Genomic DNA, 26,451 nt, shown 5'->3' on the forward strand with positions numbered 1-26,451 from the left:
CTTAATAAAATTTAATTAAAGTTCTAGGGTTTCAAGCATGGTTGCCAAGTTTGGTTCTGATGGTCTTGGCGCATTAGATGTTACGATACGCCCTTGTGGATCTAACAGAATGAACTTTGGTATCGCTTTTATAAAATAATCTTGAATAAATTGTGATTCAAAATCCTTATCGGCAATAATTTGAACCCCTTCTAATTCCATATCCTTAACCATTTTTTCCCATTTGTGGGTGTTTTTGGCTTGATCTACAGAAATACTAACAAATTCGATGTTTTTATCATGGTATTTCTTTTCAATTTCCTTTAAAAAAGGAATTTCAGCTTTACACGGCGCACACCAAGTCGCCCAAACATCGATATAAACATATTTTCCTTTAAAATCGTCTAAGGAAGTGGTGCTGCCATCAATATTTTTATAATCTGTAAATTTTGGAGATGGATTTCCACTAGCTACTTTCAATTGTAATTCATAACTTTTTCTAACATTTTCATTGTTAGCTTCATCGGTACTTGCTTTTAAGTACTCTGAAAAATACTGCTCCAAGTCTGCCGTAATAGTAATACCAAACTCAGCCTTTTTATAACTTACAATGTTTTTAATTTTTTGATTGTCTAAAGTATTTAAAGCTTTCAAGTAAGCTACATCTTGCTCTATCCCTAATGAATCGGCTATTTTTTTTGCCTCTTTGTCTAAATGCTTATATAGTAAATTTGAATAACTATAAGAAAATACAAAATCTGTGAAATTGTTATAATCTATGTCTTCCAACCCGTTTAAAAACGAACTAGAAACCTTATAATCGGCATTTTTAGTATAGTGCCCATGATTAGACTCGTAGTCGTTTAACTGCTTTAAATACCCGTATTTTATATTTCTTTCCTCTCTTTCAATATATTCTTGAGGTAAATTTTCAGTGTTACTTAATAACTCAAGTAATTTAGCTTCTTGTTTTTCGCTAACAATCTCATACTCACTTTCATTTAATAAATAGATATTATCATATTGAGCCATACTCTCTTTTATGAGCGCCGATTTCTCCAATAAATAGGTGTTATAGGCAGCACCTTTTCCTGAAAATTTAATGCTGTTATTAAAGTCTTCCATATCAAAGGAAACACTAATATCGTCACCAGCTTCTAAATACATGTATAACAATCTACCTCCATGAAAAAGCATGATATTTTCGGCGTCTACATGTAGCGTATCTATAAAAGTCCCATCTTCATTTACAGGGATATTACTTCGATTTCCATAACACAAACTACTAAGTTGTACTTTGTCTTTATCTTTATCTTTATTTAAAATTTTTCCTCGCAATACAATATAATCTGGCTTGGTCTCGGTAGTACAAGACAATACCGCAACAAGTATGGTAAGGAGTAGGATCATTTTTTTCATTAGTCTATATTTTAGAGTTATCAACGGATTACAAATCAATTATTAGGTTTAGAGAAAATAGAGTCTAACATTTTGTACATGTCCTTTTTCTCTGGGTTTTTGGAACTGTAAATCATTTTCCCTTCTGGATCTATCACTATCTTTGTTGGGAATGACTGTACATTGAAAGGGATTAACAGGTTGTTATCTTTTGTGGTTTGGATATGCGTCCAATTGTAGTTATTATTAGCGATAACTTTTTTCCATCTTTGAGCTGTATCTCCAGAGTTTACACCAACCACTACAAAGTTTTTATCGGCATACTTATCGTTATAAGCTTTTATTTTAGGAATTTCGGCCATACACGGTCCGCACCAAGTACCCCAGTAATCTAAAAGCACATAATTACCTTTTAAAGCAGCGAGGTCAAACTTAGAACCATCTAATGTGTTGGTCGTTTTAAATTCTGGTACTAGGCCTCCAATAGTTGCTTTCGACTCCGCATCCAAACGCAACTTTACTTCATCATAAAACGGAGTTCCTGCTAATGTGGTACTGTCTAAGTTTTCAAATAATTCTTGAGACTCTGCTCCTGTAAAGTAGTGACGATAATATGAATCCTTTAAAACATAAGATGCTGCAATAGATTTTGGATGACTTTCAACAAAGCTACGTTTTATCTCTACAGTTTTTTTATGAATTTCTGATCTATAGGCATTCAATTCTTTACGTTCTTCGGGAGTATAATCATTGGTTGCCGAAGCAACTGTAATAGAATCAACTTTATTAACTAATGGAAAGATTTGTTTATGAATTTTGGCTAAATCGTTATTTATACCATCCGCATCGCTAGGATAGGCATCAACCATAAACTCGTCTACTTTTCCTTTATAAGTGATTTCGGCACCTGGATATCCTATGAACCACATTCTGCTTAAGAAGGCTTTTACTGAAACTTTAAATTCTTTACCTCCGGCCTTTGCCATATAACTCCTATTCGCTTCAGGAATCGTGATATAATACATTTTATAGTCGGTAATAGAATCGGTAAAAGTGAATTTACCTTGATCTACCCATAAAGTATCTCTTCTATATCCATTGGCAAAACTATCGTCCTTTTCTGTATAAATTAGATATTTCGCGTTTAGACCTTTTAAATCTGCTTTTAAAGTAAACGTATTTGCAGGCTCAGCCTTAATATTGTGTTCTTCTTTAGTTTTACAGCCTAAAATAAGAGCAGAAACTGCCATTATAAAAACCATTTTATACATGTTTTTCATTCAATAAAAATTTAGTAAAGTTTAATAATATGCCTTAATAGAAGTATTTTTTGCATACTGATATAGACTCATAATAGTCTATATCAGTAACAAAAAATATGATTTCAGTTATATCAATTATTCGGTGTGAATATTTGCTGGCCAGTCTTGACCATCAGTTCTCGTAAGTGTAAATGTTCCGTACTCATCATAACCAACAGAATAGCTATAGCTAAAGTCTATGGTTAATGTTGGTCCATCTACTTTGGTGATATCCCATTTTTGAGCATCAGCCCCTGTTATTTCTACTAAACCAGTTTCATAATTATAGTCTAGTGTTCCTCCACTTCCATAATAGTAATCTGCCGATAAGTGACTTACATCATAAACAGTAAAATACCCTGGTTGAAGCGTCATAGTCATGGTTCCTACTTTTCCTACGTATATTCTACCGTAAATTTCCGCATTGGTAGTCGCAGCAATCCATTCATAATTAAAGGTTCCTTCCCAGATTGGTGGCGCTACATTAATAACATTAGTCCCGATACCATACGTACAGTTAAAATCTACACAATCTTTTCTTGTGTCTACAACCGATCCGTCTTTTCCTGTAATTACCCATTTTATTTCAAAGAAATCATCGGCAAGCACCATACCGTTATGGTTTGACGAGAAATCGTTGGCAAATAAACTCTCTAATTTATCTTTAGAGAGGTTTAACATAATCGTTTCTGAAACATCGGTTACAGTCTCATATAATTTACCTTCTTCGCCACCTATATACTTAAAGGTGTCGCCATGAGTTTCTTCTGCGAAAGCATAAAAATCGATTTTAGCAATTTGTGATACACTGACATCATCTAGATTTAACCCTACATTAAAATCTACATCGGTAGTATTCCAATATTCCTGTCCGCCATCTCCTGACTCGACATAATATTCAAAAGCTCTAAGGCCTGGAACTTCTGGTGTAAAGCTAAGCGCTACTTCATCTTTCCAAGTGGCGTTATAAGCATCAGGAACTACAATTTCATCTCCTTCTTCACAGGCAACAAACACGGGAAGAAACAGTAAAAAACTTAAGTAATACAATATTATTTTTTTCATATTTCCATATATTTTGAACTAAAAAGCTTGAGTTGTAATCAAACTAAAGCTTTTTAGCAAGTTTGATTAATAATTATAAGTTTGGATTTTGCTCTCTTACAGCAGGTGCTATATTCACCACATAGCCATCGTCTCCTGGACTTAATGTAAACGTTTCATTTGTTACAGGATTAACGCGCGTATAAGTTGGAACTACATCACCATATACATGATACCTTTTTTGATCAAATAAATTAAGTGAAGACCCAGCTAACTCTTTACGTCTTTCGTCTTTTACCAACTGTAGTGTAGTGGCATCATCGCTATGTGAAAGCGGAGTAAATGTTACCAATCTCTTTTCTAAAAGTTTATTTAAGTTGCTTACTGCTCCAGCGCCATCACCAGTTCTAACTTTAGCTTCGGCATTGGTTAATAATAATCTTGGTACTGTTAAACCGTTACAACGCTCTGATCTTGAATACACATAAATATAATCAGGAGCCACATCAACACCTCCACTTGACGTTTGAGAAGCAAACAAATACCATCTTCGGTCATTAGACATGTCGTACAAAGCAGTTAAATCTGGAGAATACAATTGAAATGGATTAGAAAATCCCCACTCTATATATCGGTTCCAAAGCACTTCCTTATTTAAGGTATTTACAGCCCACTGCTCACCGTTATCATATCCACTCCATTTGTTTGAAGGATCTAAAAAATCTATGGTATTATAATCTTCTACATAATCATATAAAGCAAGAGCGCTATTCGAATAACTTAAGGCCTGATCAAAATCACCCATATATAGATAAATTTCTGCTAAAAGGGCATAAATAGAGGCTTTTCCTGGTTTAAAATTAGCATAAGAATTAACTGCAGGAAACGAACTATCTACTAAACTAAGTGCACTGTTTAAATCCTTTATAATTTGATCATAAACTTGAGCTACTGTAGATCGTGGAGTTTGTGCTTGTAAATCTACCTCTAAAGGCATGGCAATCCCTGGTAGATCCCTATTTGAAGGATCGTAATGATGCGCATATTCATTCACCGTTAAGAAGTACTCATAAGCCCTTTGAGCTAAGCCTTCGGCTTTAAGAGTATTTCTTTTTGATTCGCTAAAATTTCCTGTATCAGCATTATCAACTCCACTTAAAACATAATTCATAACATGAATGTAATAGTAAAAGTTGTTATAGTCTAAATCAGTCGTAGCTGGTTCAAACAAATCATATTGCCAAGTATAAGCATTCACACTAGGCGTGCTGTTAGAAATTGTATTAAAACTAGCTGTATTATGGTATACATCTGGATCCATATAGCGAACATTGGTTCCTACAGAACGTAGAATAGCATAATCCAACAATAGTTTATCATAGTCCTCTAATGTAGATGGAATAATAAACCCCGTAGGTTCTACATCTAAAAATTCGTCTGGACTTTGGCAAGAAGCCAAAACCAAAAGCGGTAGTAATAAATAATATATATATGTTCTCATCGTGTATTCTTTGTTTTTTAATATGGTTATTAAAATGAAGCTCTTAACCCTAAGGTATAACGCGTTAAATTTGTATAAGCCTCTGTGTTTGGCGCGATTGGATCAACACCCAAGTCGTTTGATACCCAAAGGAAAGGGTTGGCAACCTGCATGGTTAATCGTAAGCTTTTAAAGAAGGTTGAATCAAGCACTTTTGATGGCATACTATATCCTAAAATGATATCCTGAACTCTTAAGTAATCTCCTTTATGTACATTTCTAGTTGATTGGTTCCAGATACGGTGCATAGCAGCTGTATCGTATCTATTTTCCATAGATCCCGACGTTGGGTTTAAACCATTATAAAATATTTTAGGAACATCGGTAAAAGCTTCGTCTCCTGGTTGCATCCAACGATTTGCCCATTCGTTATGTACTCTAATATTTGAAAAATCGTAATCGAAGTTATTATAAGTACCATTTCCAACAGAAGCATAGTTATAAGACATTTTAAACACATAATCTGCTTGGTAGTTCATGTTAACTGTTAAATCCAATCCTTTGTATTTAAATGTGGTAGATAAACCGCCATAATGTTGTGGTGTTCTTGGCCCTACATATTCTAATTCTTCGATTGGCACATTACCTTTCCAAGATCTTGTATTACCATCTGCATCATAAAGCATCACTTCACCATTGTTATCTAAACCTGCAAACTTATAAGCATATGTTGCTCCTAGCGGTAAACCTTCTTCATAAGCGTTACCTCCTGTATATGTATCGGCTGTAGGTGTTGTGTTAATTTTTGCGGTAGCTAAAATATTTTTATTATGGTTCAAATTAGCTCTAAGCGTCCAGTTAAAATCTTTAGTCTTTATAATCTCAGCATTTAACTGCAGTTCAACACCTTTATTATCGATATCAGCATAATTAACAGAACCTGACGACCACCCTACGGTTGGATCCAACGGTCTAGACGTATAAACATCGGTACTCTTTTTAATATAATAATCTATACTACCTGATAGTCTATTATTCAAGAATGCAAAATCAAGTCCAAAGTTTGTTGTTGCGGTTTCTTCCCATTTTAAATTTGGATTAGCAGGCTGATTTAAAACAAGACTATTGTATAGATTTCCCCAATTCACATTTCGTACACGAGCTGTAGCTTCTGGGTAAACTCCTGCTAGACTGTTTCCTCCTAATCCATAAGTTGCTCTTAGTTTCAAACGGTTAACCCAGTTGGCATTGTCCATAAAAGATTCGTTAGAAATATCCCAAGCACCACCTACAGACCATAATGGCTTGTATCTAAAATCTGGATTACTACCAAAAATATTGGCTTGATCAACTCTAAAACTACCATTAAAAGTGTATTTTTCCTTAAAGGTGTAGGCCATGTTTGAAAAATAACTCACAAACCTATTGTCTTGATTATCAACATCAAAAACCAGTCTATCATAATATCTTGTAAACCTACCACCGGCCCAGTTTGTAATTCTATAGTTAACCAAATCACTTTCATTAATTGGAACGTATGTGGTAGACCCTTGATCGTACCCAAACTGTCTGTTTCTAGTAAATTCATTAAACCTTCTTGAATATTCACCACCAGCGAATGCTGTAAGTTGATGATCTCCCCAAGTTTTATCCCAAGAAATGGTGTTTTTAAATACCCATCCTTCAGAATAGCTATGTTCTTGTAAATATTCATCTCCTGGAGGTATACCGTATACATAATTTCCAGAACTAGGATCTTCAACGTAATAATCGTTCACAGTATTTCTCCAGGACGGCATATTCATAGATTTAAAAGCATTTAAATCGTCGGTGTTTCTTTCATATCTAAATGAACTACTAGCCAATAGTCCTTCAACTATCTCTACATCCATTTTGAAATCGGCTCTAATATCTACCAACTTGCTTGAATTTTTCATATTTCTTTGCTCTTCTAAAGCATTGTAAGTATATGGAGCTCCAACTAAGGCTTCTCTATCTTGAGACATCCAAGGATTCCATTGGTAATACTTTTGAATGTATTGTCCGTTTTCATCTACTAGTTGGTCGTAAGGTTGTGCAAGTGTAACCATCTCTATAGGGTTACCAAAAGTATACTGTCCTAATAAGAAGTTATCTTTTTCATTTCTGATAATGGCGCTCATCCCTGTTGTGAATGAAATTTTATCATTGAAATCGAAAACATTACGCACGTTCATTGTAATACGATCATTGTCGTCTCCAACCAATTGTCCTTCTCGATCGACATATGATAATGAGCCAAAAAATGCATTTCTTTCTCCACCACCAGACAGCGATAAGTTATAGGTGTTTTGCATAGCACTTCTTAACAAATATTTCTCCCATTGGTCGTTAATGTTTCTGTTTTTAAGTGCATTAATATAATTGTCGAAAGTATTTTGAGACCATTTAGTACCATCTGGCGCCAAACCATTTCTATAAATGTGAGCCATATGAAAATCGTTAATACTTCTAGTACCTGACACCAATGCATTGATGTCGGTCCATGACTTATCAATATACTCTTGGTCTAAATCTAATTCTTGTGCGGTAGACATCAGATTCATATCATCTAAATCTACCTTTCTTTCCATCTCTACAAACGTAGACAGATTTACTCTTAGCGGTGTATTTTTACCTCCCTTTTTGGTGGTAACTACAATAACGCCATTGGCTGCTCTAGACCCCCAAATAGAGGAAGCGGCAGCATCTTTAAGTACTGTTATGGTTTCAACATCTTCAGGGTTGATTGATTCAATATTTGCTTGATCGGCTAAAGGAAATCCATCCACAACAATTAAAGGTTGTGTGTATATGTTTAATATTGAATTTCGACCTCTAATTTCAAAATTCCCTCCAAAAGCAGGGTTAACATTTAAACCTGTAGTTTGCCCTAGCATTCGGTCAATAATGTTGGTGCTACTTGGTCGTTGTTGTAGTTGCTCTACGCCTACCTGATCGAAAGACCCTGTTGTACGTTCTTTAGAAAGTTCCTGATATCCAGTTACGACAACCTCATCTAATAAATTACTATCTTCTTTTAATGCAATATTAACATTGGTATAATAAACTAAATCGGTTACATTTACTTGTTTATCCATAAAACCAAGAAAAGAAAACTCTAATACAGCGTTACTTTTTACTGAAATGGTATATACCCCATCGATGTTGGTTGAAACACCGTGAGTAGTCCCTTTTTCTAGCACCGTTACTCCAGGCATTGGCATACCAGATTCGTCGGTAACAGTTCCCGATATTTTAACTTTTTGTTGGCGTCTTTTGTATACCGGAGTAGCCTTTCTTATTAAGATGGTATTATTTTCATCTACATCAAACTCGAGGTTGCTATTTGTTAATGCTTTCTCTAATAAGCTGATTGCTAAGACCTCCCCTTTTTCTAGAGTGATATTAGGAGCATCTACAAACAATTTCTTAGGAAAAATAAAATGATACTGTGTTTGCTGTTGAATTAAGTTAAACACTTCGTCAATAGTGACGGTTTGGTTATAGTTTATCATGACTTTTTCTTGCGAAAAAGAAGCTTTGGTTGACAAACCAAATACTGTGGTACACAATAGAAATACAATTACTCGCATAAGTAATAAGGATACCCGCTTAAACAAAAGGCAGCGGAGGTTAGTTAATTTAATTTTCATAAATTTGTTGTGTGTTAGTTAGACATTCATTTTAATTAATACGTGATAGAGGGAGCAAGTTTGTACACCGCCAAATGTTTTACTTAACTCCCTTTTTTTTATTCAATAATGATCTTTTTTCCATCGAATTGATAGCTATTTAAAACTTTCAACTCTTTTAAATTTTCTAAGATATCTTCAATTTTTTCGTGTTTACCAAGGGTTCCTACAAATTGCTCGTTGGCAACTTTCTTATTTTTGAAGTCCACTTCAAAATCGTACCACCTCGATAATACTTGCATAATCTCGCTTAAAGATTTATTGTTAAAGCTAAACTGCCCACTTTTCCATGATATATCATGAAAAACATCGACATTATTTACCGTAACGGTATGCGTTTCTTTATTTAATATGGATTGTTGGTTTGGTTCTAGGGTATAAACATTTTCCTGTACATTTATTTGAACCTTACCTTCTACTAAGGTGGTTTTAACAACCGGTTCTTCTTTATAAGATTTCACATTAAACTCTGTACCTAACACTTCAACCTCATGATTTTCGCTAACCACTATAAAGGATGCTCCGTTATGTCGAGTGCTAGGAGACACATCGAAGTAAGCCTCACCATAAACAAGCTCAACAACGCGACGCTCTCCTTCTGGAAACTCTACTGGAAATTTAAGCTGCGAATCGGAATTTAACCACACTTGTGTGCCATCGGCCAAAACCACAGCATACTCTCCCCCACGAGGAACCGTTAAATAATTATATGAAACTTCTTTATTCTTTTGGGAATTCGATTGATATACCAACTTCCCTTCTTGATTCACTACATTTTGTTTCTGAAATGTATTGCCGGTTAAAGCTACTGTAGAACCATCTTCCAGGGTCAAGCTTGCTTTTTCTGCTCCTATTTCTATAACACTATTAACTGTTACCTGAGAGGCATTACCGCCAAAAGAATTGTGATTTGCAAAAAACACGCCTAAAGAAACAAATAATAATACTGAAGCTGCAACGGCCCACTTAAAGACAGGTCTTTTATGTAAAGGAATTACCTTTACAGGTGTATTCGCGATCTCTTCTTTTATTTTAGTAAATAAGCTTGCTTCAATTTTATCTTTATCTAATGCTTCTGGCCAATCTTTATTTTTTTGATTGTTAAGAAAGAAATTAAATAATTTATCGCGATCTCGATTTTTTATCGAACCATCGAAAAGCTTATCAATTAACAATAAAAGATGTTGTTTATCTTTTTTACTCATGTGTCTTTTAGGTCTCTTTTAGGTGTCTTTATATATTAAGACTACATAAATTTAAAATACACCTGCTCCAAAACAACTTTTTTTTAAAAAAAGTTTAAACTTATGTTAAAAGACACATAAAACATAGTGATGTAAACAAAAAAAACACTAAACAAAAACACATTTATCTCAATAAATACGCGTAAACTGTGTGAGTTAAAAAACGGTTTTATTTATTTTTTAGGAGGAAGAAGATGAAATCAATACTTAAAGACACACTTAGCGACATTCTTAAAAATCGCAATGCCTTACTAATATGGCCTTCAACAGTGCGTAGTGAAATATTAAGTTGAGCAGCAATCGCTTTATTGCTTAGCCCCTCTTCTCTACTTAGCCTAAACACCTCTTTACATTTTTCGGGAAGCTCATCGATAACCGACTCTACATGCTGAATCAGTTCTTTATGCATCAATTGGGTTTCTGGTGTAAGGGCTTGAATTTTTTCATTGAAGTTGGTTACCAGTTCAACTTCAATCATTTTGTTATTCTTTCTAAAAAAATCATAGACCTTATATATTGTACTTGTGTACAAATAACTTTTAAGTGAGGTTTTAACCAACAGTTTATCTCTTTTATTCCATAGGTTAACAAATACATCCTGCACAATATCTTCGGAAATCTCTTTATTCTTTACCAAGTTATAAGCAGCAACATACATAACCTCCCAATATTTTTTGTAAATAAGGGACAGTGCTTGTTCATCACCTTCATGGAGGAGTTGTATTAAATATTCATCGTTATGAGATAGTCCTGACAATATTTATGATTTTGGATCTGTAAAAAATCAAATAGAAGTATTTTAATTGTAATTTCATACTAAAAGTAATATTTTTTAGAAAAATCTTAGCATTTAGAACCAAACACCACAATAAAAACAATATAACAACAGAGCCGCACCTTTTATATCAATAGCTAAGAATCAGAATGTTTTAGAAAACACATTTTTATGCTTAAATACAAAAACCAATGTAAAGCTTATAAAAACCTATTCCAACCACAATTTAAAATCCTTGACACGCTCTCTGGCCACAATAACCTCTTGATCATGATAACTGTTTAGTTTTATTTGTAGTCGGGAATTGGTGTAACTTACCATATCCTTAATGGCGTTAATGTTTACGAAGAATTTTCGATTAATGCGGAAAAAGCTTTCAGGTTCTAATTCGTTTTCCAAGAAATCTAAGGTATGGTCTAACAAATAATTTCGACCTTCGGTGGTATGAATATAGGTGCCTTTATTTTCGCTGTAGACGCATTCGATGTCTTCTACTTGAATAAGCTTTATGTGCTGCCCCACTTTTACGGAAAACCTTTTTTTATAAGCCCGATCTATTGGATTTATAAGTAACTTTTTGATATCATTAAAATCTAAGGTTACATCCTGAGACCGGGTAGTTCGGTTTTTAAATTTTTCTACGGCTAGTAATAGCTCATCCTCATCGATGGGTTTTAACAAATAATCGATGCTATTCAATTTGAAGGCTTTAAGCGCATATTCATCGTAAGCTGTTGTGAATATAATAGCTGACTTGATATGGACCGTTTCAAAAATCTCGAATGAGAGTCCGTCGCTTAATTGAATATCCAAAAATATTAAATCGGGATGCGGATTATTTTGAAACCATGTTATAGACTCTTCAACCGAATGTAAAAGCACATGAGCTTCAAGATTACAACCCTCTAACAAACGTTGTAAACGTCGTGCCGATGGTTTTTCGTCTTCTATGATAATAATGTTCATTGTGTAAAACTATAAATTAAACAGTGACTAGGCTTTGCGTTAGGCAGGCAGGGATTACTCACTGCTTTTTAAATTTATCTTTTGGAAATCGTGAATGCACAGCATTTACAGTGGAAATCCTTTTTTTATTTCCAAAAAAAAGATTGTAACGTAAAGCCCGACCCTTGTGGTATCGCCCTAATTAGATCAAAACTTATTCCCATCGTTTTGTCTGGTTTTCGGTTTCCATGAATTCGCGTATTTTTTTTGATTCCCAATCTTTTTTAAAGAAGATTTTACCTCTAAACACGTTCCAACCATGTATAACTATAAAGGCTGTCCAAGCCACTAAAATACAAATATCAAACCATTGAAAAAATGGTTTATAGGGCCCTGACATGATGTATAAATTATAACTAAGGAGCGCAACAACTACAAAATATCCAACCAAATGAATGTAGAATATTTTTAGGTTTCTAAGCTTTTTCTTGGCTTTTAATAATAACAGTTCATTTTTGTCTTCTGGTTTCATGTGCCTATAAATTAAAAGTTTTGTCGTTCCTTATCCATGTACTCCTTAATTTTTCGCTCTTCCCAAGCTTTCCCGAAAAGCAAGTCTACGCCAAACACGGTCATGGCGTGAAATGCGAGTCCCATACCCCAAAACAAAGGGGTTGCAAAAGTGCCAAAACTGAAGAAATCACCGCCATTAAAAACAATCATACAAATGATAAAAACATTTACTACGATGTACCAGAAGGCGTGCCAGTAGAAGCCTTTAAGTTCTTTTAGGCGCTTTTCGGCTCGTAAATAAGCCTCCTCTCGGCGAAATTTTTCGCTCCTATAATCCTGTGGGTTTTGTGTTTCCATAATGCTTTGATTTATTGCCATTTATTTTTATCTTCTTGCATAAACTGCTCAATTTTACGCTTTTCCCAGTTGCGTCCAAAGGCGCCATCGTCTACAAAAACTCGAAAGGCCTGAACAACTAAACCTATACCCCAGCCAAACATGGGGAACCAAAACCACTGGAAGCCCCAATAGGTTTTAAAGTTTACAAAAATTAAAAAGGGAATAACTACGAGATAAGAGCCTAGGCTATAATAAAATCCTTTAAGTTCCTCGACGTGCTTGCGTGCGCGTACATAACTGTCGTCTAAATGTGATTGTGATGTATGTGTTCTCATGATTGATATTTGTTTGGTAAGCATTGGTATTGCTACAGCAAAACGATTTGCTTCTTTAATGATATTTATTTTTCTATGGGTTAGTAAGTTGTAGCGTTGGTTGATATTATTTAAACCTACACCACTACTCTTTTTTACAATTTGTTTTGGCTGAAAATTATTTTCGACCACCAAATTGTTTCCGTCTTCAAAAATGGTTATATGCAAAGGCTTACTTGGCGTAACCATATTGTGTTTTACCGCATTTTCTAGCAACAATTGCAGCGATAAAGGCACGACTTTACTTTCGGGGTTTGTAGCTTGCTCTGGCATATTGAATACGATGCTATCTTCGAAACGCATTTTTAATAAAGACATGTAGGTTTTGGCAAACTGCAACTCCTCGTCTACCGTTACCAATTCTTTATTTTTTTGTTCTAAAACATAGCGATAGACTTTGGATAGACCCGTTGTAAATTTTTGCGCGTTTTTAGGATTTTCTTCAATTAAACTGGTTAGTACATTTAAACTATTGAATAGAAAATGTGGGTCTAATTGATTTTTTAAAGCATCGAACTTAGCGCTTGCTGTGCCTGCTATAACTTTTTGCTCTTTAAGCTTGTTTTGCTGGTACCTGTTGTAGTAGTAAATAACATGAAAAACTGCAATGATGCTTAAGGTTATCCAGAGTCCAAATTGATAATATTCCAATTTTTCACGTTCCAAAAAGGCTCTAAAATCTACCCCATAATATAAGGTAGCCGTAGTTGATCTAAGCAGAAAAAGCCCTACTAAAGTGATAAAGACTGCACCTACAATACCAATTGCAATACGTTTTTTCCATTCACCCGCTTTCCAGTTTACGCGGTCTAAATATGCGAAGAAGTATATATTTGAAAACCCTAGCACAAAAGCATACAATTGATAAAACACAAAATCGATAAAGATTTCATGAGTATTATCTACATCAAAACCACCAGAAATTAAAGTGCCCATTACAAAAACGACACTACCTATTACAAAGGTTAGAATGATATTTTTTAGGAGTTTTGACATGGATAAAGAATGGTATATAAAAATTGGACGTTTAAATTTAGTGAAAAGTTAATTGGAAGCCTGAATTGACTACAAAATTCAATTTAAAAGATTAAGTTTCCTGTTTCATATTTTAAGTTTTAAAGATTAATATGAAGCAAATATCCAAACGAAGGGTGCTATTTAAAAAAAACATGTACCGAACTGTAAAATTGTTATGATGAATTGTTGGTGGTTGATATTTTAATCGCAAAAACTGCCTAAAGAGTCGGTTTTTCGTCAATCTGAAATAATTTCAGATCCTCATCATCATGGCGTTTCCATGTGATGAGATTCAGTGTCAAGCACAGAATGACGATTGTTTTAACTTTTCAGACAGCTTCTTACTATTGAGTAAAACCAGCTTTTACTATTTTGATCTATACTTAAAAAAGATGGGTACGGCATATGATACTTTTACAGGCACACCGCGTTGCGTTCCAGGGGTCATTTTCGGCAACAAACTAATAATACGCTCAGCTTCATTCTCTAAAATCTCATCGGGTCCTCTTGATTTTATGGATGAGATACGCCCTTGACTATCAATAACAAAAATAACAGAAACACGCCCCTGAATCTCTAAATCTAAAGCGGCTTGGGGATACCTAAAGTTTTTCGTGACGTGCTCTGTTACCTTATTTTTAAAACAATCTATGGCAGCCTGTTTAGTAAGACCTTCGCAACCAGGAAACACAGGAACCTTCTCGATAACAGCAAAAGGCACTTCAACCTCTTCTTCTACTTCCTCTACTTCTACGGCTTGAACAGCAACAGGAATGGACTCTACACTAACAGCATCTTCGAGCCCAATTTCAGAGCTTTCGACAACAGTTTCTTCTACCTCAACAACATCTTCAACTATTTTAATAGCCTCTGTTATAGATGCTGGAGGTGGTGGTGGCGGTGGGGTATTCAATTGTACAATTGGGATGTCTTCCTCAAATTGTTTTTCAACAACCAAAGCTTCGATACTTACTTCCTTAGAATCGTAAGTCTTATACTCTAAAGCTTGCCAAGTAAAAAACAACATCAAATTTAATCCTATAGCAAAATAAATGCTGCTATGTCTCCCAATTTCGATCTCAGGATTCTTCTTAGCTTTCATGACGATATAGTTTAGAAATTACTTTTTAACCTTCTTAAAGCTAGTAAATAACCTCTAAAAAAACCATGACAAAAATCATAATAACAAACTATTTCACAAGTATTTACACTAATCACCAATTAACTTTATCCCATAAAAAATCAAGCCTATTTGCTTAAGGTGATTTCCTTATTTTATGGCATCAATTTTGGCCATGAAACAAACATTTTAAAAGCCAAACCCTGCCTTTAAACAAAAAAACAGCCTGTGTAACATTATAAAAACACTCTAAATCTTACCTTTAAAGCTATCATAAATAGAATTCAAAAAAATATTTTTAAGAAAGTGTAACAAATTAAAAGTTTCTGCATCTTATCAATTGAACTGATTTAAACCTTTTGCGTTTATGTAATAGTTGGTTTTTAGCAAACGAAAAAATGTAAACCAGTTCAAAAACTAATCCAATCCATTGAATAAAGAACTCGAACATAATTTTGTAGAATTACTGGAAAAGCATCAAAATATTGTGCACAAGGTATGCCGTTTATACACCAATAACTATGATGCGCATAACGATCTATTTCAAGAAATTACGATTCAATTATGGAAAGCCTATCCAAAATTTAGAGGCGATGCTAAATTTAGTACTTGGATGTACCGCGTTGGGTTAAATACAGCGATTACCCTCTATAGAAAATCGAAGCGCACCATAAACACACAAGATTTTGATGGTGTGGCTTTCAAAATAAAAGCTGATTACTACGACGATACAGAAGAGCAACAATTAAAGATCCTCTACCAAGCCTTACACCAATTGAATGACATTGAAAAAGCATTGGTGTTTTTGTACCTAGAAGACAAAGATTACAGAGAAATAAGTGAAACTTTAGGTATAAGTGAAGTGAATGCCAGAGTGAAGATGAATAGAATTAAAACGAAACTTAAAACCATTTTAAATCCGTAAACCTATGGATGAATTAGATTTATTAAAAAAGGACTGGAACAAGAAGTCCGATAGCACTAAAATTTCTGCTAAAGAAATTTACGCTATGCTGCATAAAAAATCGTCTTCTATAGTTAAAACCCTGTTTTACATTAGTATAGGCGAACTTGTGTTTTGGATACTTATAAACGTGCTACCCTATTTTTTTTCGCAGGCATACAACAACCAGATAGACCTTGTTTACAGTAATAAAAACGTATTGACGCTCATAAACGTTTTTAGCTATTCCATAATCCTCATTTTTGTTTACTTACTTTTTAAAGCTCACAAAAGCATTTCGGTAACCGATAACGCAAAAAAACTGATGGAAAGCATTTTAAAAACCCGAAAAATTATAAAATATTATGTTTTATATAACCTTATCGTGGCTTCTATTGCCATGTTAATGGGACTGTATTTCGGAATTAAATTTACACCCGAAGTATCAGATAAGCTAACCGATGCTAGCAGCACCGAATTATTTATCATTTTTGGAGTATGTTTTTTAATGACCGCTATTTTTGTACTTTGTTTTTGGTTGTTTTACAAGCTCCTTTACGGCCTATTATTAAAACGTTTGAATAGAAATTATAAGGAATTGAAGAAATTGGAGGTTTGAAGTGAAAGTTAAAAGTTAAAAGTTAAAAGTTAAAAGTTAAAAGTTAAAAGTTAAAAGAAAACTACAAATTGAAACTTTGACCTAGCGATTACACAAAAAAACATATCAACAATTTCTCTACTATTAATTGAATACACTAAAATCTAAGCAGAAACCTATTTAAACCAAGCAAAATCTTTGAAACTTTGAAACTTAGCAACTTGTGAGGCTTTGAGCCCTTGACCTCCCGATTACACAGTTAAACAATTCAACGATTAAACATTAACACATTTAAATCATCAACCTCAACAACATCACCTGGCTGCATCTTATTTAAAAGAATATCGCCTACACGTACACGCACCAAACGCAATGTGGGATGCCCAACGGCTGAAGTCATTTTTCGAACTTGACGAAATTTCCCTTCCTTCAAGGTTACTGAAATCCATGGCGCTGGTCCGTGGCGTTCGTCTCTAATTTTTTTCGAGCGCTTGGGTAATTCTGGAATGCCTTCTAAAGCAAAAACTTTACAGGGCTTGGTTTGGTATTTTTTGCCATTAAAACCAATTTCGACACCCTCACTCATTTTTTTTATCGCTTCCGCGGAAATAGCGCCGTCTACTTGAGCATAATATTCCTTTTCCACTTTGCGACTGTTTATATAATCGCTCATTTTACCATCGGTGGTAAGTAATAACAAGCCTTCCGACTTCTCATCTAACCTTCCAATAGCCATAATACCTTCCGGAAAATCATGAAGCGCACCCAAGAAATTTTTAGATTGCTGTTTAGAGTCATGACTTTTAAACTGACTCAAAAAACCGTAGGGTTTGTAAATGATAAAGTGTCTATGATGCGTTTTAGATGCTTCCATTTAATATTTGATGCACCAAGGCTTTGGTAGGTTTTTGGCCGTTCATAGCAGATCTTACGTCCTCGAAAGTCATTTTAAAATCACAACCTGTCTTGTACGCACTGCAACCGTAGGCCGTTTTGCCTTTTAGTACCGTGCCCTTTTTACATTTCGGACACATCAATTCGTCTGAACTTGGTTTAGGTGGCGCTTTCGCGGAAGTTTTTTTAGGCTCTAATTTTAATTTGAAATTATCATCAAAACGCAACAAACCTTCAACCGTAGTTCCGTCTACCTTAAAACCTTTCAAATTCACCGTAGAACCCTTTTGAAGCAGTCGAATCCATTGTTTTTCAGAGATTTTTTTATCAGCAAAATTGAATGGCAACACAAAATCGCATCCGTCTTTATAACCGCTGCAACCGTAAGCTGTTTTTCCCTTTAAAAGTTTTGCTTTTTTACATTTCGGACAATCTTCATTCAAAATGCCTGCAACTTTTTTCTTGGCAGCTTTAGCTTCTCGGTTTTTAACGGCAACAAATTGTGAAATATTAGCGCGTTTGGTTTCACTACGCACTTCATAAACCAAGGCATCCACCATCTGCTTCATATTTCTAATAAAAGCAGCTGCACTAAACTCGCCTTTCTCAATATCTTTGAGTTGTTTTTCCCAAGAGCCTGTCAATTCTGCCGATTTCAATAAATCATTCTGAATCGTATCTATCAACTGAATGCCCGTAACCGTTGGTAAAACCTGTTTTTTATTTCGTTTTATATATTTTCTTCTAAAAAGCGTTTCAATAATATTGGCTCGAGTAGAAGGTCGCCCAATACCATTTTCCTTCATTAAATCACGTAATTCTTCATCGTCTACCTGCTTGCCTGCGGTTTCCATGGAACGTAGTAAAGAAGCCTCTGTGTATTGATTTGGTGGCTTGGTTTCCTTTTCTAAAAACGAAGGTTCATGTGGGCCTTTTTCGCCCTTTACAAAAGTTGGTAAAATACCCGATTCCTTTTCCTTTGCATCTGGGTTTTCAAAAACAACACGCCAGCCCTTTTCTATAATTTCTTTACCAGTGGTTTTAAACACGATTTTGGCTGCATTTCCTAAAACGGTGGTGTTCGAAACCGTACAATCGCCATAAAAAACAGCTATAAATCGTTTTACAATAATATCGTAAACCTGCTGCTGGTTGTATTGCAAATTGGTCTGCATGCCCGTTGGAATAATAGCATGGTGATCGGTGACTTTTTTATCGTTAAAAACCTTAGACGATTTTTTAATTTTCTTCCCTAAAAGCGGTTGTGTTAAAGTCGCGTAATTGGTTAACTTCTGAAGAATACCAGGCACCTTCGGATAAATATCGTTTGGTAAAAAAGTGGTATCTACTCTAGGGTATGTCACCACTTTTCGTTCGTATAAAGCCTGAACAATTTTTAAAGTTTCATCGGCCGAAAATCCGAATTTGGTATTACAATACACCTGCAACCCGGTTAAATCGAATAATTTTGGTGCGTATTCTTTACCTTTCTTTTTGGTAATGGAATCAATTTCAAAATCACTCTCCTTAACTTTATTAGCTAAAGCTTCACCATCTTCTTTCTTTAAAAAACGTCCTTCTTCATAACTAAAAAGCGTATCGCGATATAAGGTTTGTAGCTCCCAATACGGCTGTGGTTTAAAGTTTTCAATTTCCTTAAAACGATTTACAACCATTGCCAAAGTTGGAGTTTGCACACGACCAACCGATAAAACTTGCTTATAACCACCGTGTTTAACCGTATATAATCGTGTGGCATTCATACCTAATAACCAGTCGCCAATCGCTCTTGAAAACCCGGCGTAATATAAATTATCGTAATCTGATGCTGGTTTTAAACTTTCAAAACCTTCTTTAATGGCTTCGGTGGTTAAGGATGAAATCCACAAACGCTGTACTTCACCTTTGTAGTTGGCTTCATTCATCACCCAACGTTGAATAAGTTCTCCCTCCTGCCCGGCATCGCCACAATTTATAACCAATTCGGCTTTATCAAATAAACTTTTTACAATATTAAATTGCTTCTGAATCCCTGAATTTGAAACCACTTTCGTTTCAAATTTTTCGGGAAGCATGGGGAGGTTATTCAAATCCCAGCTTTTCCAATAAGGCTTATAATCGTTTGGTTCTTTAAGCGTACATAAATGTCCGAATGTATAAGTTACCGCATAACCATTGCCTTCAAAATAGCCATCGCGTTTTGTGTTTGCTCCTAAAACAGAAGCAATTTCTCTGGCAACACTAGGTTTTTCTGCAATACAGACTTTCATTTATTTTGATTAAAAACAGGGCTGCAAAATAGAACTTTAAAATAGTTTTAAAAAAAGTTCTTTTTAGGAGTTATTAACGAAAAAAGACACTTAAAACCGTTCATAAAAAACAAGACACAATACCTTAAATCAATAAAAAACAACGGTTTACATACAAATAACTTCTTAATTATTGAAAAAATAATGTAAATTTATGTCAGTACACTATAAAACATTTGTCTAACCTTAATTATCCTAATTATTATGAAACGACTGATTCCTCTTATCTTAATCACTTTTTTAGCATTTAGCTGTAGTAATGATGACGATTCTTACTACCACGATTACCATTTAGAATATATTGGTGCCGTTGATGCAAACGTACCTTCTGAGTTCGTTTTTGGAAGAACTTATCGCATAGAAGTCACTATCGAGTTACCAAATAGCTGTTACTTTTACTATAATCAATACGATTATTTCTATGAAGGAACTTCCAGGCTAATTTATCCTATTGCGCACGTAGATGATGGTGTGTCTTGTACTGAAGACATTCGAGAAGTTACATTCCCTATCCCTGTACAAGCCTTGCAGCAAGAAACTTATACTTTTAAATTTTATCAAGGACAAGATTCAAGCGGTCAAGACACCTTCTTTACTATTGATGTTCCTGTGGTTAATTAGTTATCCTAGAAACACTAAACAGGTATAAATTATAAAACTTATTCATAATCTAAAATAAAAAGAGGCTGTTTAAAAGTTGAAACAATCGTCACGCTGTGCTCGACACAACATCTCATTCAGTGACATGCGGTGATTATGAGAATCTGAAATAAATTCAGATTGACGAAAAAGTAACTTTTTAAACAGCCTCTTTTTTACTATTAAAACCTTTACTCAATACACTTAAGTTTATCTATAAAGAATTCTGAATAATCTACTTCTGACATTTGAACACTCCCTTTTGTCCCTTTTAGTTTTATGGATGCTATAGGCGACTCTTGCAACATGCGTATTTGAGATTTAGACAAGTTGCCTTTAAACTCAAAACTACCACACTCCATATTCCAAGAATGATAAAAAACGACATTTTTTCCATTTTCTAAAGTAACCTTTACCGACGAACGATTATGTGAATAATGACTAACACAGCCTAAATCTTCTTTCGCATTAAAAAACACATTAACCTTGTGACCTTGTCGGTACAACTCCACGGTTAGCACATCATTAAGCACATATTTACTGGTTTTCATAGTATGCACATTGTAAAACACATCAAAATCGTTAATCTCATAACTGCAAGAATCTTTAAACTTGATGCGTTCAAGTTTTAGTCTTTCTTTTTCACCCATTTCCTCGCTTGCTTCAACAACATTTGTGACACTTTTCTTTTCTGCAGATAACACTCGAATTAAGGAGTCTTTGATACGTTTTTCATACTGCCTTTTTTGAATAGCCATACTTCTAATTAAAGAATCCTTTATTTGTTTTTCATATAAGGCTTGAGGACTATTTGCTTCTAAATTCTGTTGCTCTTTTAAGGATTTCTGCTTTGCTAAATAAACCTCATTCTGTCGTTTTATCTGTAGAGCAGCTTCAATTTCTTTTTGCTTTGCTAAATTTTTCTGGATAGTATCTTTTACCCGCTGCTCCTCAAAAGCTTTCTCTTTGGCCACAATTAAAGCTATGGAATCTTGTTTTTGTTGCTCTTTCAAGGCCTTTTGTTTGGCAAAATAAACTTCATTCTGATGCTTAATCGCTAGAGCGGATTCAATTTGCTTTTGATTAGCTAAACGTTTCTCAATGGAATCTTTTACACGCTGTTCCTTAATCGCTTCCGCTTTAGCCTCGATTACAGCTATGGAATCTTTTTTTCGCTGCTCTTCCAAAACCTTTTGCTTGGCAAAATAAACTTCATTTTGATGTTTAATTGCTAGAGCGGATTCAATCTGCTTTTGATTGGCTAAACGTTTTTCAATGGAATCTTGTTTTCTCTGATCTATTTCGCCTTTTTCCGAAATTTGATACACCTTATTTTTCCGCGCTTCTTCTGCCTGAATTAATTTCAATCTTTCCTCCTCCTGATAGGCATAATACAAGTCCATCATACCCTCGGTGACCTCTAAATCATCCATTTTCACGATACCAACCTGATCATTATATTTTATTTTATAATTATCACGTCCTAAGAAATCCACTACTTCACAAGGTTCATTTTCGGAAAATTGACCTATTGGATTTGTAAGCTCGTTTAAATTTTCATTCAATTCTTTATAAATTTTTCCGTCTTGAAAAAACTGAGTGGATATTTGAGCGTTTTGAGAAAATAAGCTTAATGAAAATAAAAATAAATAACAATATTTTATCAAAGTCTTGGGGTTTAATAAAGTTTAGAATTAAGGCTTAAAAAGCCTTTTATATAGGTTATGTGACCAAAATATATTTATATTAAAATTTTTAAAAATTTATTGGATTAAATTCTTTATTATTAGGTTTAACGTCCTATTTAAGGATAAATACATAACCCAAAATATGACCATCGAAGCGTTAGTCGGCAACTACACTATAACTGGACACAATCAAAATGCGGAAAAAAGCCCCTATAAAGGAAAGCTAAGTTTAAGCCTAGACGCCTATAAGCGGATAAAGGCCGAATGGACTATAAATGATGAACAACTTCAATGGGGCGTGGGCGTTTATAAAGACCATATCCTTGTTATTAATTTTCATTATAAAGGCGACCAAGGCGCTATTTATAATGGTGTAGTGGTTTACAAATGCATTACTGAAAATATCCTTGAAGGCTTTTGGTACGAAGAACATGGTGATCCTGAATACCTGGGGCATGAACAATGCATAAAAACCATCTCAACAAACACTTTGTTCAATTAAAGCTTCGGATTCTACTCCGCTAATCAAAGTCTGAAAAATTTAGTTAAAAAAATATCACCGTAACACCCTAAACTGTATTTTTGTTATCGATTACATTTTTAACTTAACTAACATCTTATGACTACAAAAACCACACAATGCAACCTTATTTTAGCATGTTTTATGCTTTGGCAAATTAGCTGTTTTGCCTTTACTGATATTACGGTAAATAATGCTTCACAATTTAACACAGCCGTATCAAGTGCCAGTACTGGCGACAACATTTATGTTCGCGGTGGCCATTACAGTTTCAATACTGTGGTAAGCATCAATAACAGCGGCACAAGCTCAAACCTTATTTCTATCCTACCTCACCCCGACAACTCTTCTAGACCTGTTTTTGATTTTTCTAGTATGATTGAACATAGTAGTAATCGTGCCATATCCTTACAAGGCAGTTATTGGCACATTAAAGGCATTGATATTTTTGGTGCTGGCGATAATGGGATGCACATTAGAGGAAATAATAATTTAATCGAGTATTGCACCTTTAGCGAGTGTAGTGATTCTGGATTACAAATAGACAACGGCGGTTCGTTTAACACCATTCTAAATTGTGACTCCTATAACAATGCCGATTCTTCTATTGAAAATGCCGATGGTTTTGCATGTAAATTAACTGCTGGTACTGGCAATAAATTTATAGGTTGTCGTGCTTGGAACAATTTAGATGATGGCTGGGATGGTTACCTTAGAGGCACCGATAACATTACAACTACCTACGAAAACTGTTGGGCTATTAATAATGGCTATTTAAAAGATGGTACTGCAGGAGGCGGTGATGGTAACGGTTTTAAAACTGGTGGTAGTGACAACAAAGACTTAAAACACCATGCCGTTTTTAAAAATTGTATTGCTGCTGGAAACATTGTTGATGGCTTTGATCATAATAGCAATAGAGGCACCATCACCATGTATAATTGTGGTGCATACCAAAATGGTAGAAACATAAACTTTAGCAGCTCTAATATTGCTGAAAAACTGGAAATTAAAAACACGATTAGTTATGATGGGAATAGTAATGATAGCTTTAGAGCAACAACACTGATCGTAGAAAAGAACAGTTGGCAAAACGGGTTGACTACAAATGCTAATGATTTTGAAAGTCTGGACATCAATTCATTACTAGCCGATCGAAAAACCGATGGTAGTCTTCCTGATGTTCAATTTTTTAAACTTGTTGCTGGTAGTGATTTAATAGATGCTGGCGTAGATGTTGGAATATCATTTAACGGCTCTGCTCCCGACATAGGGCCTTTTGAAACGGCCGCCCTAAGTATTAACGATTTTGTTTTTGAAAACGGTGTAGCTAATTATCCGAATCCCTTTTCGGAAGAAACTCAAATTGTTTTCAACTTAAAAAAAGAAACAAACTTAAATGTAGCCATATACAGTTTAACAGGAGTAAAACTGATGGAATTCAAAGAAAACAAATTCAAAACTGGTAAAAACACCTTAATCCTAAAGCGTAATAGCTTAGCTTCTGGGAATTACCTACTTACCTTAAGCGGATCAAATAACTTAAGAACAAGCAAATTAATTACTGTAAAATAATTTAATTGCCGCTTAGCATCTAAAAAAAAGGAGGGCTCATTTTTCATAATAGGCTTTCCTTTTTGTTTTTCGATACAATTTCAAATAACTTCAACAAATAAAACGCTTAAACTATGGGCTTAAAAAAAATCATATTAAAAATCATTTTCATGGGGAGCATTTTTGGTAGTTCAGTGATTACAAATGGTCAAGAATACGACATTGAACTTTGGGCAACAGTTCCAAATGCGATTGAAAATAAAGATTATCAAGAAGAATTTCGATTAAATAATAAAGGTGTTGCTACAGGTATTAGAAAAGTAACCGAGTCCACTATAAAAGTTTTTTTAGCTAAACACAAAAAAGTAGAGACCACTCCAGCCATTATCATTTGTCCTGGAGGCGGCTACAAACATTTATCTCATGTAAAGGAAGGCGAAAAAGTTGCAGAATGGCTTAATTCTATAGGCATTTCAGCATTTGTACTTAAATACAGATTACCCAGTGATGCTATCATGGTTAACAAAACCATTGGGCCTTTGCAAGATGCTCAAGAAGCCATTAGAACAGTAAGACGCCGATCGAAAGAATGGCACATCGACACTAACAAAATTGGTGTTATGGGCTTTTCGGCAGGCGGACATCTAGCAGCAACGCTATCAACCCATTATAAGGATTCTATTTACAACCACGACAATACTTCGGCACGACCAGATTTTTCTATATTAATCTACCCAGTTATTTCGATGAAAGATGATATAACACACCAAGGCTCGAGAACTAATCTACTGGGAGAAACCCCATCGCAAAATTTAATAAACCAATATTCTAATGAAGAGCAAGTGACTCCAACCACTCCACCCACGCTTTTAATCCACGCATCAGATGACCAATCCGTTCCTGTTGAAAACAGCATCAATTACTACCTGTCACTAAAGGAAAATAACGTCCCCGTTGAAATGCACATATACGAAAAGGGTGGTCATGGCTTCGGGCTTGGCACAACAGGCACAAATGTAAATTGGCCTAGTGCCTGTGAAGCTTGGCTTAATGTTCAGTCCTCAAATTCTCAACCATAGCTTAAAATAGCTTACAAAAAAACCCATGTACACAGATATACATGGGCTTTGATAAAAGTTTATTAAAATAAATTATTAACTTACTTTTTGATTCTCTTTCATTTCTTTCAATAGCTTCAATTCTCTCTGAATTTCTTCACTTCTTTTAGCTATCTTATTAACTTTTTCATCTATGACCGCTTGATGTCTAAGCCGACGCTCACGTCGAAGTTCTTCTTTTTCTTTACGCATCTGGCGTTCCTTCATCATCTTCGCCTTTTCTTGAGCTACAGATATATATGAATAGCCATACATGCTTAAAAACAATAAAGCCACAATTCCTAATACTACAAAACCGTATTCCATTTTAAAATGCTATTAATTAAGTTCTATTTTAAACCTAAAATTATTGAATCGCCAATATTTTGGCAATCTTTATAATAAAGGTATAAAAAGACCCCGCATATTTTAAAATAAAAAAGATGAAAGACTTAAAAAACAGTTAAACGTTTAACAAACAACTTTTAGGTTACGGTGCTGTAAATATTAATTATTCTGTTAGACGTAAAATTGCCTCTAGAAAAATCATAAAAATAAAGTCGCTATTCGTTAACTTTATAAGGCAAACCGTTGGACTTCCAACCTAAGAAACCATCTTTTAGATTATAAATGGTAGTAAATCCTGCTTTTTTAAAATATGGAACACTTTTTTTACTTCGCTTTCCTGTTCGACAATAGATGTAAACAGGTTTATCGGAGTTTAGTTTTTCAATATTGTTCAAAAAGTCATCGGATTTAAAATCGACATTAATGGCATGGTATAAATGGCCTTCCTCAAATTCTTTAGGCGTACGAACATCTATAAGTTGAACAAAGTCATGACTCACATCCATTTGAAATTGTTTTGCTGGCATAAGAACATAATCATCTGACACACATTGATTACAGCCGCTTAAAACAACGCTTAAAAAACATAATAAATATAATGGATAATACTTCATAGGAG

Annotated in this window: 23 protein-coding genes; 6 read left to right on the forward strand and 17 right to left on the reverse strand. The window is 34.6% G+C overall.

Annotation, left to right across the window (positions count from 1 at the left end; all coding sequences use genetic code 11):
* Positions 1–15 precede the first annotated feature (15 nt).
* The 12 genes from JJL45_RS14515 to JJL45_RS14570 form a co-directional block, all read right to left on the reverse strand.
* Positions 16–1,398 (reverse strand): TlpA family protein disulfide reductase, encoded by a 1,383-nt coding sequence (locus JJL45_RS14515; RefSeq protein WP_068603703.1) that lies wholly within the window; start codon positions 1,396–1,398, stop codon positions 16–18.
* Positions 1,399–1,433: 35 nt separating this feature from the next.
* The gene (locus tag JJL45_RS14520) at positions 1,434–2,657 is read right to left on the reverse strand and encodes a TlpA disulfide reductase family protein (protein WP_068603704.1); all 1,224 of its coding nucleotides are present in this window, start codon (positions 2,655–2,657) and stop codon (positions 1,434–1,436) included.
* A gap of 117 nt (positions 2,658–2,774) precedes the next feature.
* Entirely contained in the window at positions 2,775–3,743 is a 969-nt protein-coding gene (locus JJL45_RS14525; protein ID WP_068603706.1) for a hypothetical protein, read from the reverse strand.
* A 73-nt stretch (positions 3,744–3,816) separates the two neighbouring features.
* A complete protein-coding gene (locus JJL45_RS14530; protein WP_068603707.1) occupies positions 3,817–5,223 on the reverse strand; it encodes a RagB/SusD family nutrient uptake outer membrane protein in 1,407 nt (468 codons plus the stop codon).
* Positions 5,224–5,252: 29 nt separating this feature from the next.
* Complete coding sequence (locus JJL45_RS14535; RefSeq protein WP_202664180.1) at positions 5,253–8,738, reverse strand: SusC/RagA family TonB-linked outer membrane protein; 3,486 nt, start codon at positions 8,736–8,738, stop codon at positions 5,253–5,255.
* A gap of 236 nt (positions 8,739–8,974) precedes the next feature.
* A complete protein-coding gene (locus JJL45_RS14540) occupies positions 8,975–10,120 on the reverse strand; it encodes a FecR family protein (RefSeq protein ID WP_068603712.1) in 1,146 nt (381 codons plus the stop codon).
* 208 nt (positions 10,121–10,328) lie between these two features.
* Positions 10,329–10,916: an RNA polymerase sigma factor gene (locus JJL45_RS14545; RefSeq protein ID WP_082935949.1), complete on the reverse strand. Its 588-nt coding sequence runs from the start codon at positions 10,914–10,916 to the stop codon at positions 10,329–10,331.
* A gap of 228 nt (positions 10,917–11,144) precedes the next feature.
* Entirely contained in the window at positions 11,145–11,900 is a 756-nt protein-coding gene (locus tag JJL45_RS14550) for a LytR/AlgR family response regulator transcription factor (RefSeq protein ID WP_068603714.1), read from the reverse strand.
* Positions 11,901–12,093: 193 nt separating this feature from the next.
* Positions 12,094–12,411: a 2TM domain-containing protein gene (locus JJL45_RS14555; RefSeq protein WP_068603716.1), complete on the reverse strand. Its 318-nt coding sequence runs from the start codon at positions 12,409–12,411 to the stop codon at positions 12,094–12,096.
* Positions 12,412–12,422: 11 nt separating this feature from the next.
* Complete coding sequence (locus tag JJL45_RS14560) at positions 12,423–12,749, reverse strand: 2TM domain-containing protein (RefSeq protein WP_068603964.1); 327 nt, start codon at positions 12,747–12,749, stop codon at positions 12,423–12,425.
* An 11-nt stretch (positions 12,750–12,760) separates the two neighbouring features.
* The gene (locus JJL45_RS14565; protein WP_068603719.1) at positions 12,761–14,101 is read right to left on the reverse strand and encodes a 2TM domain-containing protein; all 1,341 of its coding nucleotides are present in this window, start codon (positions 14,099–14,101) and stop codon (positions 12,761–12,763) included.
* Positions 14,102–14,489: 388 nt separating this feature from the next.
* Positions 14,490–15,224: an energy transducer TonB gene (locus JJL45_RS14570; protein WP_068603720.1), complete on the reverse strand. Its 735-nt coding sequence runs from the start codon at positions 15,222–15,224 to the stop codon at positions 14,490–14,492.
* A 448-nt stretch (positions 15,225–15,672) separates the two neighbouring features.
* Between JJL45_RS14570 and JJL45_RS14575 the strand changes: the two genes are divergently transcribed.
* Positions 15,673–16,167, forward strand: coding sequence for an RNA polymerase sigma factor (locus JJL45_RS14575; RefSeq protein ID WP_068603722.1), 495 nt, complete (start codon positions 15,673–15,675; stop codon positions 16,165–16,167).
* Between the two features lie 4 nt (positions 16,168–16,171).
* Positions 16,172–16,804, forward strand: coding sequence for a hypothetical protein (locus JJL45_RS14580; protein WP_068603723.1), 633 nt, complete (start codon positions 16,172–16,174; stop codon positions 16,802–16,804).
* Between the two features lie 247 nt (positions 16,805–17,051).
* On the opposite strand, the gene JJL45_RS14585 is transcribed toward JJL45_RS14580, so the two are convergent.
* Positions 17,052–17,657, reverse strand: coding sequence for a pseudouridine synthase (locus tag JJL45_RS14585; RefSeq protein WP_068603725.1), 606 nt, complete (start codon positions 17,655–17,657; stop codon positions 17,052–17,054).
* The gene (locus JJL45_RS14590) at positions 17,644–19,947 is read right to left on the reverse strand and encodes a type IA DNA topoisomerase (RefSeq protein ID WP_068603726.1); all 2,304 of its coding nucleotides are present in this window, start codon (positions 19,945–19,947) and stop codon (positions 17,644–17,646) included. Before JJL45_RS14590 ends, JJL45_RS14585 begins: the two co-directional genes overlap by 14 nt.
* A 243-nt stretch (positions 19,948–20,190) precedes the next feature.
* On the opposite strand from JJL45_RS14590, the gene JJL45_RS14595 reads away from it, so the two are divergent.
* Entirely contained in the window at positions 20,191–20,607 is a 417-nt protein-coding gene (locus tag JJL45_RS14595) for a hypothetical protein (protein WP_068603727.1), read from the forward strand.
* 209 nt (positions 20,608–20,816) lie between these two features.
* Here the strand turns inward: JJL45_RS14595 and JJL45_RS14600 are convergent, their stop codons facing one another.
* Complete coding sequence (locus tag JJL45_RS14600; RefSeq protein WP_068603728.1) at positions 20,817–22,292, reverse strand: cell envelope integrity protein TolA; 1,476 nt, start codon at positions 22,290–22,292, stop codon at positions 20,817–20,819.
* 163 nt (positions 22,293–22,455) lie between these two features.
* On the opposite strand from JJL45_RS14600, the gene JJL45_RS14605 reads away from it, so the two are divergent.
* The 3 genes from JJL45_RS14605 (at position 22,456) to JJL45_RS14615 (ending at position 25,466) form a co-directional block, all read left to right on the forward strand.
* Complete coding sequence (locus tag JJL45_RS14605; RefSeq protein WP_068603729.1) at positions 22,456–22,815, forward strand: hypothetical protein; 360 nt, start codon at positions 22,456–22,458, stop codon at positions 22,813–22,815.
* A 117-nt stretch (positions 22,816–22,932) separates the two neighbouring features.
* On the forward strand, positions 22,933–24,408 hold the full coding sequence (locus tag JJL45_RS14610) for a right-handed parallel beta-helix repeat-containing protein (protein WP_068603730.1): 1,476 nt from the start codon (positions 22,933–22,935) through the stop codon (positions 24,406–24,408).
* A 113-nt stretch (positions 24,409–24,521) separates the two neighbouring features.
* Positions 24,522–25,466, forward strand: a complete 945-nt coding sequence (locus JJL45_RS14615; RefSeq protein ID WP_068603732.1) for an alpha/beta hydrolase — start codon at positions 24,522–24,524, stop codon at positions 25,464–25,466.
* A 75-nt stretch (positions 25,467–25,541) separates the two neighbouring features.
* On the opposite strand, the gene JJL45_RS14620 is transcribed toward JJL45_RS14615, so the two are convergent.
* A complete protein-coding gene (locus tag JJL45_RS14620) occupies positions 25,542–25,811 on the reverse strand; it encodes a hypothetical protein (RefSeq protein ID WP_068603735.1) in 270 nt (89 codons plus the stop codon).
* 236 nt (positions 25,812–26,047) lie between these two features.
* Positions 26,048–26,446, reverse strand: coding sequence for a rhodanese-like domain-containing protein (locus tag JJL45_RS14625; RefSeq protein ID WP_068603738.1), 399 nt, complete (start codon positions 26,444–26,446; stop codon positions 26,048–26,050).
* Between the last annotated feature and the right edge of the window lie 5 nt (positions 26,447–26,451).

The organism is Tamlana sp. s12 (genome assembly GCF_016767215.1).
In the GTDB taxonomy this organism is placed as follows: Bacteria; Bacteroidota; Bacteroidia; order Flavobacteriales; family Flavobacteriaceae; genus Pseudotamlana; species Pseudotamlana agarivorans.

Excerpts from the sequence above, each read along its gene's own strand:
- JJL45_RS14515 (WP_068603703.1), bottom strand. The coding sequence starts at position 1,398 with ATGAAAAAAATGATCCTACTCCTTACCATACTTGTTGCGGTATTGTCT.
- JJL45_RS14520 (WP_068603704.1), bottom strand. The coding sequence starts at position 2,657 with ATGAAAAACATGTATAAAATGGTTTTTATAATGGCAGTTTCTGCTCTT.
- JJL45_RS14525 (WP_068603706.1), bottom strand. The coding sequence starts at position 3,743 with ATGAAAAAAATAATATTGTATTACTTAAGTTTTTTACTGTTTCTTCCC.
- JJL45_RS14530 (WP_068603707.1), bottom strand. The coding sequence starts at position 5,223 with ATGAGAACATATATATATTATTTATTACTACCGCTTTTGGTTTTGGCT.
- JJL45_RS14535 (WP_202664180.1), bottom strand. The coding sequence starts at position 8,738 with ATGATAAACTATAACCAAACCGTCACTATTGACGAAGTGTTTAACTTA.
- JJL45_RS14540 (WP_068603712.1), bottom strand. The coding sequence starts at position 10,120 with ATGAGTAAAAAAGATAAACAACATCTTTTATTGTTAATTGATAAGCTT.
- JJL45_RS14550 (WP_068603714.1), bottom strand. The coding sequence starts at position 11,900 with ATGAACATTATTATCATAGAAGACGAAAAACCATCGGCACGACGTTTA.
- JJL45_RS14555 (WP_068603716.1), bottom strand. The coding sequence starts at position 12,411 with ATGAAACCAGAAGACAAAAATGAACTGTTATTATTAAAAGCCAAGAAA.
- JJL45_RS14560 (WP_068603964.1), bottom strand. The coding sequence starts at position 12,749 with ATGGAAACACAAAACCCACAGGATTATAGGAGCGAAAAATTTCGCCGA.
- JJL45_RS14565 (WP_068603719.1), bottom strand. The coding sequence starts at position 14,101 with ATGTCAAAACTCCTAAAAAATATCATTCTAACCTTTGTAATAGGTAGT.
- JJL45_RS14570 (WP_068603720.1), bottom strand. The coding sequence starts at position 15,224 with ATGAAAGCTAAGAAGAATCCTGAGATCGAAATTGGGAGACATAGCAGC.
- JJL45_RS14580 (WP_068603723.1), top strand. The coding sequence starts at position 16,172 with ATGGATGAATTAGATTTATTAAAAAAGGACTGGAACAAGAAGTCCGAT.
- JJL45_RS14585 (WP_068603725.1), bottom strand. The coding sequence starts at position 17,657 with ATGGAAGCATCTAAAACGCATCATAGACACTTTATCATTTACAAACCC.
- JJL45_RS14590 (WP_068603726.1), bottom strand. The coding sequence starts at position 19,947 with ATGAAAGTCTGTATTGCAGAAAAACCTAGTGTTGCCAGAGAAATTGCT.
- JJL45_RS14595 (WP_068603727.1), top strand. The coding sequence starts at position 20,191 with ATGAAACGACTGATTCCTCTTATCTTAATCACTTTTTTAGCATTTAGC.
- JJL45_RS14605 (WP_068603729.1), top strand. The coding sequence starts at position 22,456 with ATGACCATCGAAGCGTTAGTCGGCAACTACACTATAACTGGACACAAT.
- JJL45_RS14610 (WP_068603730.1), top strand. The coding sequence starts at position 22,933 with ATGACTACAAAAACCACACAATGCAACCTTATTTTAGCATGTTTTATG.
- JJL45_RS14615 (WP_068603732.1), top strand. The coding sequence starts at position 24,522 with ATGGGCTTAAAAAAAATCATATTAAAAATCATTTTCATGGGGAGCATT.
- JJL45_RS14620 (WP_068603735.1), bottom strand. The coding sequence starts at position 25,811 with ATGGAATACGGTTTTGTAGTATTAGGAATTGTGGCTTTATTGTTTTTA.
- JJL45_RS14625 (WP_068603738.1), bottom strand. The coding sequence starts at position 26,446 with ATGAAGTATTATCCATTATATTTATTATGTTTTTTAAGCGTTGTTTTA.